Raw genomic sequence first — 13549 nt, forward strand, 5'->3', positions numbered from 1 at the left:
AATATTACGAATGTAGTGCATTTTATGGGAGCGATTTAATAGAAATTGTATTTAAATATGGTGAGGATAAATTTCTAAGTCACATTAGTTTGGTTTCTTGTATAAGAAGGCTTGATGTTAAAAATTGCGTTTAAAATGCGTTTGAATACAAGTTTATTTTATAAAATTACTATATTTCTGAATTAGATAGATTAATCGTTTATTCTTTATAAAATAAATATGGTTGTTATTCTTTAATTAAAAAACATCATATTTTATCGAAAAATAAAAAGTGAACCTTGAAATAATATTGATTAATGTACAGTAAGTACTAAGAAGTGATCATACTTTCTTTGTATTGAACTTTACTAATTGTTATGCTCATAAGTCATATTAATATAAAATGATATCTTATAAAAATTTTTAGTACGAATACATTGACAAGTTAGTACTTTCAGTCGATATATATTAAAAAATATTGTGATAAATATTTATGCATTTCACAACAAAAGGTGTAAAAATAATGGCAGAACAATCACAACACCTGCAAGATATTTTTTTAAATACAATTTGTAAGCAAAAAATTTCTCTTACAATTTTTCTTGTGAATGGTGTTAAACTGACAGGTATTGTCGCATCATTTGACAGCTTTTGTATTCTTCTACGCCGTGATGGGCATGAGCAGTTAGTCTATAAACATGCTATTTCTACAATTATGCCAGGGCAATCTGTACAGCTTGTCGAAAACGAAGATAATAAATAAATTGTATATCTTTTATCCTTTTTATAATATTTAAATTATCATGATAGGTAAAAATGAGAAATCTGGAAAGTTTATTTCACAGATTGAGGAGCCGATGCGTGTTGCTATTTTTGTACCGATCTATTCTTACGGATACAAGCAGCAAAAGACTTCCAATGAACGCTCAGTAGATTCTCGAGTAAGAGAGGCGTTAGGATTAGCGCGTGCTATTAAGTTGAATGTTGTTCATTATGAAATTATCAATATTGCTACACCATGTTCTTCAACTTTATTTAGAATAGGTAAGGTAAATGAATTTGCTCATTATATAAATGAGCATCAAATTATGCTTTCAATTGTTGATCATTTTTTAACGCCAGTGCAGCAGCGTAATTTGGAAAAATTATGGAATTGTAAGGTTATTGATAGAACAGCTTTGATTCTTGAAATTTTTGGTGATCGGGCACGAACAAAGGAAGGGGTTCTACAAGTAGAATTGGCGCATTTATCTTACCAAAAAAGTAGGCTTGTTCGTAGTTGGACACATTTAGAGAGGCAACGTGGTGGTAGTGGCTTTTTAGGTGGTCCTGGTGAAACTCAAATTGAAGCAGATAGACGTATTTTGCAGAAAAAAATTATCAGTATTCGTCGCGAATTAGAAACCGTTGTTAAAACACGCGCTCTTCATAGAGCTAAAAGGAAAAAGATACCTCATCCTGTCATTGCTTTGGTGGGCTATACAAATGCGGGAAAATCAACACTTTTTAACCGTTTAAGTAATTCTAATGTGCTGGCAAAGAATATGCTGTTTGCAACTCTTGATCCTACTTTACGTAAAATTGTTTTACCTCACGGGCAAACAGTTCTTTTATCTGATACTGTGGGTTTTATATCTAATTTACCAACACATTTAATTGCAGCTTTTAGAGCAACCCTTGAAGAGGTGATAGAAGCTGATTTAATTCTCCATGTAAGAGATGTGTCCGATCCTGATCATCATGCTCACGCTCAAGATGTTTTTGAAATACTTTCAAGTCTTGGGATTGATATTAATAACATAGATCATATCGTGGAAATTTGGAATAAAATTGATATGTTAGATCACCACGCATTGGGTGTTTTACAGACAAACTCAAAAAAAATGTTAAATTCTGCACTAATGATGTCAGCCCTTACTGGTAAAGGGTTGGATCAATTGTTAGCCCTTATTGAAAAGAAAATTTTTGGGGACATACAGAGTGTTGAGGTGATTTTAAAGCCTAATGAAATGAGGATTATTGATTGGTTCTATAAGAACTCTAGTCAAATAGAACAAAAAAGCAATGATGATGGCTCTATTACTATTAAAGCAGTACTTACTGCTGAAGCAAAAAAACGATTGAACTATATAAAATAAAATATGTACTAAAGTTATCGTAAATAAAAAAATTTATTTTTATATTTTCTTATCTCTCAATAATATAATCTTTAGTTAAGGGGATAGTTACTACTTTCTCTTAAATAAAAAAAGTAATGTATTTTTTTGGTTAAAATAAAAATGAATTTTAAGTGCGATAAAAAATTGTTAGCACGCATAATGCCGCGAAAAGCTCTAATTGCTTTGTTAGTGACAATACACTGTGTATTGTCAATTTTGTTATATTATTTTGTTTATCCAAAAACTTATCAAGCAACATTAACATTTATGTTATCCGATTCTAGTGGGGTACCATTATCGACTGATAAAAAAAATAATATTATCGCATTACTTTTTTCGCAACCTCTTCTTCTAAATTATTCAAGTTCTGACAGGGCAATTTCTTATGATTCATACGTGAAAAATTTTTATAAAAATATCCAATTATTACGCAAAGGTGATTTTATTGATCTTTCTTTTGAAGCAAAAACTATCGAAGATGCTCGACAAGGCTTAGAAACTTGGTTTTCTAACTTTTCTGAGAAGATCATGAAGCGAGATGAAAAATATGATAAAAGTGCACTTTTCCATATTTTTCAAACATTTCGTTCATCTATTGCTTCTATCATTTATCATGAAGCCAAACAGGTCGAGTTTAATAGCCTTTACACACAGTTAACGGATACAATTTTGAGACGTATTCGTTTAAAAAGTTTAAATTCAACTATTAAAATGATGCGTCAACAAGGACAATCTTTATTATCCTTATCATTTATAGCAGATAATTCTACTGTTATGGCTCTAGAGGCTAAACTTGATCTCTTGAATACACAAAAAGCTCATATGGTTATTCAATTAGGTTGGGGACACCCTCAAATTAAGGCAATGATTGCAGAAATAGAGGAACTTTCTAGTCAGTTAGAAAGTAAAATTTCGCAGATTGTTGAGCAAACTCGTTTAGATGAGATCATTGCAGAGAGTGTTGAAACACAGTTAAGAGAGAAAATTAGTACTTTTGTGGAGGATCAGTCTCAATCCTTAAATCAGATGTTAAATAAGTTAGAAAATAAAATAAACGCAGCGATAGATATACAAAGCCAAGAAATAAGTAAGGATACTCTTTCATTACAGAATATAAAGATTCACGTGATAGCTCCAATAGAAGTAACCTCAATTTCTTTTATCGATTTTTATAGCAGAAATATTTTTGTTATTATATTTGCAAGCTTAATCGCTTTGGGAGGAGGGCTATTATTGCAAAAATATTCTGGAGCAAAAAAAAAGCACTCAGAGAAAGAAAGTTTTAAATGTAATAGTAGTATCTCCTTATTCAAGACAAAAAGAAATTCTGAAACTTTGAGTACAATAGAGGAATTATCAATTTTCCTGAAATCACGTGTTTCGACAGTTGTTTCAATAATCGGACCAGAAGCCGCACGAATAGCAGCAAAATTATCTCTTCATCTTATCAAGGAACATAAAACAATCTTGTTGGTAGATATTTCTGGGAAACAAATAGAAAAAGTGATTGGCCCACGTTCAGGATTGAGCGATGTCTTAACAGGATGTGCGCAATTGCATGATGTTATTTATCATGATTATGATACAGGGATTGATATTTTTCCACGTGGAATAACAAGTGCTGAGCGTGCAAAAAAATTTTCAAATGCTATTCCTATTATATTACAAGAATTTAAAAAAGATTATGATTTTATTATTTTAGAGATGACTATCGAGCCTCAATATGGACTTGAAGAAATTGTAGAATGGACAGATTATTATGTTTGTGGTGTTCCACTTTATAAACATAATTGGATAGCGCAGATGGTATATAAATTTCCAAAAAAGGTTTATCGTGTCAATGCAGAGTTGTAATGTGCCAAAACAGCGGTAATTATATCTTAATAGCAAGACTTTGGTTTTTTGTGCATTGATGAATAAATATGTCGTAATAACTAAAGCTTAATATTTAAATTTTGCAAATTTGTAGTTGTAGATGAACTGGAGATAATCGAAAATGACAATAAAAAGGTTGAATGAGATAGCTTTGACGCCACTACAAAAACAAAATAGAAAACAAATACAGATATGGCTTTATGCTGTTTTACTGCTTTGTTTAGCGATTGTTTTAATAGGCGGAGCTACCCGTTTGACGGGATCCGGATTATCAATAACTGAATGGAAGCCGATTTATGGTGTAATTCCACCGATTACTATAGAACAATGGCAAGAAGAGTTCTTGAAATATCAACAGATAGCGCAGTATAAAATACTCAATCATGATATGACTTTAAATGCATTTAAAGTGATTTTCTGGTGGGAATGGGGACACCGTTTTCTTGGTCGTTTGGTTGGCCTTGTAGCTTTATTGGGTTTAATTTGGTTTTGGGCAACTAAGCGTATTGAAAAAAATATTTTTCTTCAGCTTGTATCCGTACCGGTTCTTATTGCTGTTCAAGGTGTGATTGGCTGGTGGATGGTAGCTTCTGGTTTGGGGACAAGTAATTTAACAAGCGTTAGTCAATATCGTTTAGCACTTCATCTAATAACGGCATGCTTTGTAATTATTTTTGTTACTTATTTATCTCGAGGTCTCACAGAATATTCAGAACAACCGGCAGATCAAGCTGTGCAACGTTTCGCAGGTTGGTTTGTTTTTTGCATTTTAGTTGAGATTTATTTTGGTGCTTTAGTTGCAGGTCTTCATGCAGGCAAGGTTTATAATACATGGCCATTAATGGATGGCCAGATTATACCTGACGGATTACTGAACTATAATCCCGTTTGGCTCAGTTTATTTGAAAATCCTTTAACAGTGCAATTTATACATCGTGTTTTTGCGTATTTTTTGTTTATTATAGCGATTGTTCATGTTTTGTATGTAAGCAAAAAAAATCCTCGTTCAATGCATGCTCGTCGTGCATTGTTGTTATTTATTATCATAGTTGTTCAGGCATTTTTGGGTATCATTACATTGTTAAATGAAGTGCCAATTAGTTGGGGGCTTATTCATCAAAGTGTTGCGTTAGCAGTATTATGCTTTTCAGTTGTTCATTGGCGAGCTACAAAGGGGGCATATCTTGTTGTTAAATAAGAATTTTTTAAACAACATTTCAGCCTGAGAGCATTAAATCAAGATTTTGAACAGCCGATGCGGATGCTCCTTTTCCCAAATTATCTAATATAGAGCAAAGATTGAAAATACCGTCATTATCATTGCCAAAAACAAAAAGTTTCATACTATCTTTATGTGCTAAGGATTCTGGATTTAGTTTAGTCAGTGTTTCGGTTTCTTCTTGTGATGCAATAGATATTATATTTTGTTCGTTATAATGGATATAAAAAATTTCACGAAGATCAGAACAGTTAGCTGATTTTGTAAATAAATTGCGATGTAGGGGGATATTAACAATCATTCCTTGGGGAAAACGACCAACGCTTGGCACGAAAACAGGTGTTTGGCTAATTTGTCCATGAGTTTTGATTTCGGGAATATGTTTATGATTAAGATTCAGACCATAAATAAAATAGTTTTCTTCCAGAGAATCTTTTCTGGATTGATTTTCCATTTGAGCAATTAATTGTCTACCACCACCTGTATAGCCAGATATAGCATTAATTGATATTGGGTAATTAGAGTCTATTAAGCCTGCTTCACGTAATGGTCGAATCAAACTAATTGCACCGGTTGGATAACATCCAGGATTTGCAACATAGTGTGCTTCTTGGATACGTTTTTTTTGTCCTTTTGTCATTTCAGGAAAGCCATAGACCCAATCTGCAGCAGTGCGGTGTGCTGTTGAGCTGTCAATAATTCTAATTTTTTTATTGTTTTTAAGGAGTTTAATTGTTTCCCGTGCGGCTTTATCTGGAAGACATAAAATAACAATGTCAGCTTGATTAAGATAGTCTTTTCGAGAATCAAGGTTATGGCGATCTTCGTGAGGGATAGATAGCAATTCTAGATCAGAACGTTTTGCCAATCGTTTTTGTATTTGCAGTCCGGTTGTTCCATGTTCACCATCAATAAAAATTTTTGTTGCCATCTATTATCCTTGAATTTAATTTTTTCTGTGGTCCCACTTTAATAATATCCTATCCAATTAAATGACTGGATATCTTGAACTATAAGTTTATTATTTTTCTTGTTTGAAAAGAGTATAATAGTATTACATATATAAGTTTTAACATGTAATTTTTGCGTTATTTATTTCTTATGAAGATAGAATTTTATTGCTTTTAAAAAAATATAAGCTGAACCTTACTGTATTTACAGTTTTTGAACTTAAATTTTTAAAAGATTTTGTCTATAAGATTTGCTGTGTTACCTTCCATTACTTTAATTTAGGACATGTTTTATGACCAAGCAAGCAAATGATCTGCGTAAGTGTTTTTTTAATGATAGTTTACAAGTTGCTGATTCTGTAGTTTTTGATGCAATTAGTGGCGAGCTTGGACGTCAATGCTCTGAGATTGAATTAATCGCCTCAGAAAATATTGTTTCAAGGGCAGTTCTTGAAGCTCAGGGATCTATTTTAACCAATAAGTATGCAGAAGGTTATCCAGGAAAGCGTTATTATGGTGGTTGTCATTTTGTTGATTTGGTTGAAGAATTGGCAATTGAGCGAGCAAAAAAGCTTTTTGGTGCAGCTTTTGTAAATGTGCAGCCTAATTCTGGTAGCCAAATGAATCAAGCTGTATTTTTAGCTTTGCTTCAGCCTGGTGATACATTTATGGGGTTGGATTTGAATTCTGGTGGCCATCTCACCCATGGTTCGCCTGTTAATATGTCAGGCAAATGGTTTAATGTTGTTTCTTATGGTGTGCGTCAAGAAGACCAGCTTCTAGATATGGAAGAAATAGAGCGCTTAGCAAAAGAGCATAAACCAAAGCTTATTTTAGCAGGTGGCACAGCCTATTCACGCTCGTGGAATTGGAAATGGTTTCGTGAAATTGCGGATGAAATTGGAGCATATTTGATGGTTGATATGGCTCATATTGCAGGTTTAGTTGCTGGAAATGCTCACCCTTCACCTGTACCATATGCTCATGTCGTCACTACAACAACGCATAAATCATTACGTGGTCCCCGTGGTGGTATGATATTGACAAATGATGAAGCTTTAGCCCGAAAAATTAACATGGCAGTTTTCCCCGGTCTTCAAGGTGGTCCTTTAATGCATGTCATTGCAGCTAAGGCTGTTGCATTGGGAGAGGCTTTGCAACCTACTTTTAAAGATTATATTGCTAATGTAGTTGTTAATGCTAAAACTTTAGCAGAAAGCTTAAAAAATAATGGTTTTAATATTGTTTCTGGTGGTACAGACAATCATTTATTTTTAGTCGATTTGCGTTCTAAAAATATAACAGGAAAGGGTGCGGAACAAGCTTTGGGGCGTGCTAATATTATTTGCAACAAAAATAGTATTCCCTTTGATCCCAAGAAGCCATCAATAACTTCAGGAATTCGTTTGGGTACACCTGCTGCAACAACACGTGGTTTTACAGAAAGTGAATTCACTCAAATTGGAAATTTTATTACAGAGGTTCTTGATGGTCTTAGTTTGGCGCGAAGCGATGGAGAGAATACTTCAGTTGAAATAGCTGTCAAAAAGAAGGTGCATGATATGACAAGTGAATTTCCTCTTTATTCTTATTTGATGTCTTGTTGAGGTGTAGAAAATATGCGGTGCCCTTATTGCCAATGTGAAAATACGCAGGTTAAAGATTCACGTCCTGCGGAAGAGGCAACAGTCATTCGTCGTCGACGTGTGTGTTCTGTTTGTGGTGGTCGTTTTACAACTTTTGAACGTGTCCAGCTGCGTGAACTTTTTGTTCTCAAAAAAAGTGGTCGGAGTGAGTTGTTCGATCGTGATAAATTAATGCGGTCGGTTAATATAGCAATACGTAAACGTGATATTGATCCTGAGCATATTGAACAGGCGATTTCCGGTATCGTGAGACAGCTTGAGAGTTTAGGAGAGCCTGAGATTCCTTCAGAAAAAATTGGTCATCTTGTAATGGAATCTTTAAAAGGTATCGATGATATTGCTTATATTCGTTTTGCTTCTGTATATCGTGATTTCCGTAATGCGATTGATTTTCATAATGTGATAGATGAACTATCAAAAGGCGCAACGGATATAGAATCTTGTTTTGATGAATAAAGCAGCACAAGATAAGCGATTTATGGCTGCTGCTATTCGTTTAGCAGAACGTCACGTTGGTCTTACGGGTGAAAATCCTTCTGTTGGTGCATTAATTGTACAAAATAAAGAGACAGGCGCCTCTATTGTTGGTTATGGTGTAACTGCTCTTCAAGGAAGGCCTCATGCTGAAGTGCAAGCTTTACTTATGGCTGGTCCTTTGGCCTATGGTGCGACCGCTTATGTTACTTTAGAGCCATGTTCACACTATGGAAAAACTTCACCATGTGTTAATGCACTTATTAATGCAGGTATTACTCGAGTTGTCATTGCTCTTTCTGATCCCGATCAGCGAGTTTATGGTTGTGGTATTACTCTTTTACGTGCAGCAGGTATTGAAGTTGTTGAAGGGGTTTTAGCTGAAGAGGCTTTTGAAACATTAAGTGCTTATTTATGTGTAAAGAAGTTGCAGCGCTGTGAAGTCACTTTAAAAATGGCTATTTCCGCAGATAATGGCATAGGCAAAAAAGGGCAAAGTAGTGTAGGGATTAGTGGAGAAATTTCTCGTGCACAAACTCATATTTTGCGTGCTCAAAATAACGTGATTATGGTTGGTATTGGCACTATATTAGCAGATGATCCACAATTAGATTGTCGTTTGCCAGGACTTGAAATGCGTTCACCTATACGTGTTATTTTGGATAAGGATTTACGCATTCCTCTTGATGCGAAAGTCGTTCAAACAGCAGCCAATATACCTACATGGGTTATTTGTGGTACAGTCCTTTCGAAAAAAAGAAAAAAGACAGCTTTAGAACAATATGGTGTAACCATATGTTCAGTGGATACTAACAATAATTTGATATCACCTTTTACTATTTTACAACTGCTTTATCAGCGTAAAATCAATAGTGTTTTACTTGAGGGAGGAGCAAAGACAGGAGAAATATTTTTAGATGCTGGTTGTGTAGATTGTTTAATATGTTTTTATGCACCGATTATTTTAGGGAAAGATCGAATTAAGGCTCCTCATTTTCAATCTTATCTTTCAGAGTTTAACGAAATTGAAATGAGAATGCTGGGGGATGATCGTTTGTATAAATGGAGACGTAAGATATTATGTTCACAGGGATCATAACGGATATTGGTTGCGTTGAAGATATTCAACCTTTAAAACAGGGAATACGTTTAAATATTTCTACTCATTATGATTTGGAGAGTTTAGAGATAGGTGCATCAATTGCGTGTTCAGGTATTTGTTTGACAGTTGTTGAGCGCACATTAAAGCCCACAGTTGCTCATTGTTTTACTGTTGAAGCATGGGAAGAAGCACTGTGTTTAACTAATCTTACACAATGGACAAAAGGAACTTTTATTAATTTAGAGCGCTCACTACGACTGGGTGACGAAATGGGAGGACATTTAGTTTTTGGCCATATCGATGGTTTAGCTGAAATTATTGAGAAAAAAAATGAAGGTGATGCGACTCGTTTTCATCTGCAGGCTCCAATGAAATTAGCTCCATTTATTGCAGAAAAAGGTTCTATTGCACTTAATGGAACATCATTGACTGTTAATTATATTGAAAATAATATTTTTGATGTTTTGATTATCCGTCATACGCTTGAGATGACAACGTGGGGACAAGCTAAAGTTGGGGATCAGGTGAACTTGGAAGTTGATCAATTGGCTCGTTATGTAGCTAGACTTTCAGATTTTAAAATGAATAAGGCGTAAAATTATTTTATTTTTCTGATAGGATCCATATGACAAAAAATACACATAAAAAGTTGCATGTTCTGATTGTTGAAGCGCGTTTTTATGATGAAATTTCTGATTCTCTCCTTGCAGGTGCGGTTAGTGTTTTGCAACAAGCTGAAGTGAGTTATGATATTGTAACGGTTCCAGGAGCATTAGAAATTCCTTGTGCAATAACTCTGGCTGAAAAAAATAATGAAATATACTACGATGGTTATATAGCTCTTGGTTGTATTATTCGGGGAGAAACATATCATTTTGAAATTGTGGCTGATAATTCTTGTCGCGCATTAATGGATTTAACCGTTTATCAACAACTTGCTATTGGCAATGGCATTTTGACCGTTGAAAATGAATTGCAAGCATGGGAACGTGTGAGAAATGATGAAAAAAATAAAGGTGGTTTTGCTGCTAAAGCCGCTTTATGTATGATTGCTCTAAAGAAAAAATTTGGAGATAATCATTAAATATGGATGATATAAAAAGCAAAGATTCTTTAATTTTAGCTAATAAACGAGGGGCAGCAAGACTCGCTGCTGTACAAGCGCTTTATCAAATGGATATAGTCGGTATTGGTGTGATGGAAGTAATAGCTGAATATAAGGCTTATCGTTTAGGAAAAGATATTGATGGCAGTCAGTATCTTGATGCTGATTTTCAATGGTTCCGCTCTATTGTTGTTGGAGTTGTAAAAGACCAAAAGCAGCTTGATCCTATGCTTCATCAACAACTTTCTGAAGAATGGGCGCTTTCACGCCTTGATTCTACATTAAGGGCAATTTTGCGTGCTGGCTTATGGGAGTTAATCAACCGCAAAGATGTGCCTGTTGCTGTTATTATGAATGAATACGTTGATATAGCCAAAGCTTTTTTTGAAAGTAATGAACCAAGGCTTGTAAATGCAGTTCTTGACAGTATAGCAAAGGAAATGTGTCAATAAAGTTATAAAAAAATCCCAATAATATTGGGATTTTAATTGAATATGTAAAAACTAATGGTTAACAACCGGATCGTCGGCAGGATCTGGAGCGCCTTTGATAAGTTGAATCAAAAACGGTTGATCATTACCACCGGTTGGTGTTGTTTGTGTGATGAAATCAAAAATTCTCCCATCCTGTAAACCATAATTGGCTATTTTTGTAACTTGACGATCTTTGTTAAAATAAATTGCCAAAACTTTACGATCAGTAATTTTGGTTTTCATAAACTGCATTTTTCGGTATCGAGTTTGTGAAATATAATAGAAAACTTCATTATTATATTGCGTTTTCAGAGAGGGAGATCCTAAAGCTAAAAGAACTTGCTCTTGACTTGAACCAACAGAAATAGAATCAAGAGCACTTTGATCAAGAATATAACCTTCTTTATATATTTGGCTTGAATTGATAGAGTTATATATTTGACTTGAGTTTAAATAACTAAGTGGATTACAGCCTGTGATTCCCATTATGCTTACTATTGAGAGGCCAATCAGTAATTTACGTTTAGTGATTACTATGTGAGGTATTTGAAACAATGATATCTCCATTTTACACTTAGTAATATATGATGAAAAGGTGATCTCAAGTCTTTCTTAAATTTTTGATTTAATTATTATTCACCATATCTTACGATAACTTTTACTATTATAATGCCATATAGAGTTTCTTTAGAAAAGAAAAAAATCATAAATATAATCTGGTCAAATAGAAAACGCAGTATAATATACTCTTTTTTATATCTTGGAGTTTCTAATGACTGTTTCAAGTGTTTCTCGAATGGAATTAGCTTTCACTTATCCAGTATCAGTGCGCTCATTACCTATAAAAGGAATAAAAGTTCATATTTGTGCAGATCAACAGGAATGTGCATATTTAGCTAAGAATCATGGTTTAGTTGATGTAAAATTGTTTGAGGGAGAATTTTGTATTTTACCATGGAAAAAACGTGGAGTACGTGTAAAAGGTTTATTGCAGGCACGTATAATACAATCATGCGTTATTACATTAGAGTTGCTAGAAGATATTATCCATGAGAATATTAATATTGTTTTTGTTCCTGAAGATTCAAATTTGGTTAAACCTAAAATATCAGAAGGTACGGGTGAATTATTTTTAGATGCGGAAGGACCAGATATACCAGAAGTATTTTATGGAGATAAAATTGATATTGGTGCAGTCATGGAAGAATTTTTAGAATTATCAATTAATCAATATCCACGTAAAGAAGGGGCTAGTCTAGATACAGTTAAAGATTTAGAAAAAATTAAACAAAACTCGTCACCATTCTCTATTTTGAAAGAGCGGAAGTGGTTGTAAACATATAAATTGTCTGTTGTATACTTGTATAAAACAGTCTTTTCTAAAAAGAAATTGTAGCGATAATTTTTATAATTGTTTAATAGCAAACAGTTGCGACGTAAATTTAAAGATATAGGATAAGCAAGCGTGATTAAAATTTCTGTGGATGTAATGGGTGGTGATTATGGTCCAGAAATTATTCTTGCGGGAGCTGCAATTGCTCAGAAATATTTACCAAATATTCATTTTTTGTTTTATGGGATAGATCAAGTTGTTGAACCGATTTTAAAAAAATACCCTCATTTGGTTGCGGCATCATGCTTTTATCCTACAGAAGGTTATACACGTATGGATGAAAAACCAAGCCAAGCACTTCGTAATGGGCGTGGTAAATCGTCAATGTGGCATGCGATTGAGGCCGTAAAAAATGGCAAAGCTGATGCTTGTGTTTCTGCTGGTAATACTGGTGCACTCATGACAATGTCTTACTTTTGTTTAAAAATGATGGCAGAAGCTGAACGTCCTGGTATTGCTGGTATTTGGCCAACTCTTCGTAGTGAAAGTATTGTTTTAGATATTGGCGCGACAATTGGAGCATCTGCTAGTCAATTGGTTGATTTAGCGGTTATGGGTGCTGGAATGTTCCGTGCTTTATATCATATTGAAAAACCAAGCGTTGGGTTGTTAAATGTGGGAGTTGAAGAGGTTAAAGGCTTGGATGAAATAAAGAAAGCGGGAATGATCTTACGTAAAGTACAATTAGATGGTTTAGAATATAAAGGATTTGTTGAAGGAAATGATATTGGAAAAGGAACTGTTGATGTTGTTGTCACTGAGGGATTTTCCGGTAATATTGCTTTAAAAGCTGCAGAAGGAACCGCTCGACAGATGGCCGAAACCTTAAATGTTGCTATGCGTAGTTCTATTCTTTCATATTTTGGATATCTTTTATCACGAAGTGCTTTTCGTAAATTGAAACATAAAATGGATCCAGATAGGGTTAATGGTGGTGTTCTTTTAGGCCTCAATGGTGTTGTTATAAAAAGCCATGGTGGTGCTAATGCTAACGGTTTTGCTTCTGCTATTCGTGTTGGTTATGAAATGGTAAGTAATGGACTTTTAAAAGAAATAGCAACAGATTTACGACTTTTTCATGAGAGTAAAGCATTACTTTTAGATGATGAAAGGGAAGCTGAGATGAATATGATGGAGGGAGTATGATAGAGATTCGCAGTGTAAAGGAGAAGGT

14 protein-coding genes are annotated in these 13549 nt (G+C 34.2%); 12 read left to right on the top strand and 2 right to left on the bottom strand.

What is annotated here, in order from left to right; translation table 11 throughout:
* Nucleotides 1–502: 502 nt before the first annotated feature.
* From hfq to ACJTDF_RS02735, 4 genes are all read left to right on the top strand, one after another.
* On the top strand, nucleotides 503–742 hold the full coding sequence (gene hfq / locus ACJTDF_RS02720) for an RNA chaperone Hfq (protein WP_407966033.1): 240 nt from the start codon (nucleotides 503–505) through the stop codon (nucleotides 740–742).
* Nucleotides 743–782: 40 nt separating this feature from the next.
* Nucleotides 783–2117, top strand: coding sequence for a GTPase HflX (gene hflX / locus ACJTDF_RS02725; RefSeq protein WP_407966034.1), 1335 nt, complete (start codon nucleotides 783–785; stop codon nucleotides 2115–2117).
* Nucleotides 2118–2258: 141 nt separating this feature from the next.
* Nucleotides 2259–3992, top strand: coding sequence for a hypothetical protein (locus ACJTDF_RS02730; protein ID WP_407966035.1), 1734 nt, complete (start codon nucleotides 2259–2261; stop codon nucleotides 3990–3992).
* A 142-nt stretch (nucleotides 3993–4134) separates the two neighbouring features.
* Nucleotides 4135–5211, top strand: coding sequence for a COX15/CtaA family protein (locus ACJTDF_RS02735; RefSeq protein ID WP_407966036.1), 1077 nt, complete (start codon nucleotides 4135–4137; stop codon nucleotides 5209–5211).
* 19 nt (nucleotides 5212–5230) lie between these two features.
* Here the strand turns inward: ACJTDF_RS02735 and argC are convergent, their stop codons facing one another.
* Complete coding sequence (gene argC, locus ACJTDF_RS02740) at nucleotides 5231–6163, bottom strand: N-acetyl-gamma-glutamyl-phosphate reductase (RefSeq protein ID WP_407966037.1); 933 nt, start codon at nucleotides 6161–6163, stop codon at nucleotides 5231–5233.
* A gap of 312 nt (nucleotides 6164–6475) precedes the next feature.
* On the opposite strand from argC, the gene glyA reads away from it, so the two are divergent.
* Genes glyA through nusB form a run of 6 tightly spaced genes read left to right on the top strand, consistent with a single transcriptional unit; the run spans nucleotide 6476 to nucleotide 10961 of the window.
* Nucleotides 6476–7789, top strand: coding sequence for a serine hydroxymethyltransferase (gene glyA, locus ACJTDF_RS02745; RefSeq protein WP_407966038.1), 1314 nt, complete (start codon nucleotides 6476–6478; stop codon nucleotides 7787–7789).
* Between the two features lie 12 nt (nucleotides 7790–7801).
* Nucleotides 7802–8284, top strand: a complete 483-nt coding sequence (gene nrdR, locus ACJTDF_RS02750; protein WP_407966039.1) for a transcriptional regulator NrdR — start codon at nucleotides 7802–7804, stop codon at nucleotides 8282–8284.
* Nucleotides 8277–9401 carry a bifunctional diaminohydroxyphosphoribosylaminopyrimidine deaminase/5-amino-6-(5-phosphoribosylamino)uracil reductase RibD gene (ribD, locus tag ACJTDF_RS02755; RefSeq protein ID WP_407966204.1) on the top strand — a complete coding sequence of 375 codons (1125 nt, stop codon included), beginning with the start codon at nucleotides 8277–8279 and terminating at the stop codon, nucleotides 9399–9401. The genes nrdR and ribD overlap by 8 nt, the downstream gene beginning before the upstream one ends.
* Nucleotides 9383–10000, top strand: coding sequence for a riboflavin synthase (locus ACJTDF_RS02760; RefSeq protein WP_407966040.1), 618 nt, complete (start codon nucleotides 9383–9385; stop codon nucleotides 9998–10000). Before ribD ends, ACJTDF_RS02760 begins: the two co-directional genes overlap by 19 nt.
* A 29-nt stretch (nucleotides 10001–10029) precedes the next feature.
* Nucleotides 10030–10488: a 6,7-dimethyl-8-ribityllumazine synthase gene (locus tag ACJTDF_RS02765; protein ID WP_407966041.1), complete on the top strand. Its 459-nt coding sequence runs from the start codon at nucleotides 10030–10032 to the stop codon at nucleotides 10486–10488.
* Nucleotides 10489–10490: 2 nt separating this feature from the next.
* Nucleotides 10491–10961: a transcription antitermination factor NusB gene (gene nusB, locus ACJTDF_RS02770; RefSeq protein WP_407966042.1), complete on the top strand. Its 471-nt coding sequence runs from the start codon at nucleotides 10491–10493 to the stop codon at nucleotides 10959–10961.
* A 51-nt stretch (nucleotides 10962–11012) separates the two neighbouring features.
* Here the strand turns inward: nusB and ACJTDF_RS02775 are convergent, their stop codons facing one another.
* On the bottom strand, nucleotides 11013–11528 hold the full coding sequence (locus ACJTDF_RS02775) for an outer membrane protein assembly factor BamE (RefSeq protein ID WP_407966205.1): 516 nt from the start codon (nucleotides 11526–11528) through the stop codon (nucleotides 11013–11015).
* Between the two features lie 226 nt (nucleotides 11529–11754).
* Here ACJTDF_RS02775 and ACJTDF_RS02780 point away from each other — a divergent pair, with 226 nt between their 5' ends.
* Both ACJTDF_RS02780 and plsX read left to right on the top strand, forming a co-directional pair.
* Nucleotides 11755–12318 (top strand): DUF177 domain-containing protein, encoded by a 564-nt coding sequence (locus ACJTDF_RS02780; protein ID WP_407966043.1) that lies wholly within the window; start codon nucleotides 11755–11757, stop codon nucleotides 12316–12318.
* 129 nt (nucleotides 12319–12447) lie between these two features.
* A complete protein-coding gene (plsX, locus tag ACJTDF_RS02785; protein ID WP_407966044.1) occupies nucleotides 12448–13521 on the top strand; it encodes a phosphate acyltransferase PlsX in 1074 nt (357 codons plus the stop codon).
* Nucleotides 13522–13549 lie beyond the last annotated feature (28 nt).

The organism is Bartonella bennetti (assembly GCF_045945445.1).
Lineage (GTDB): Bacteria > Pseudomonadota > Alphaproteobacteria > Rhizobiales > Rhizobiaceae > Bartonella.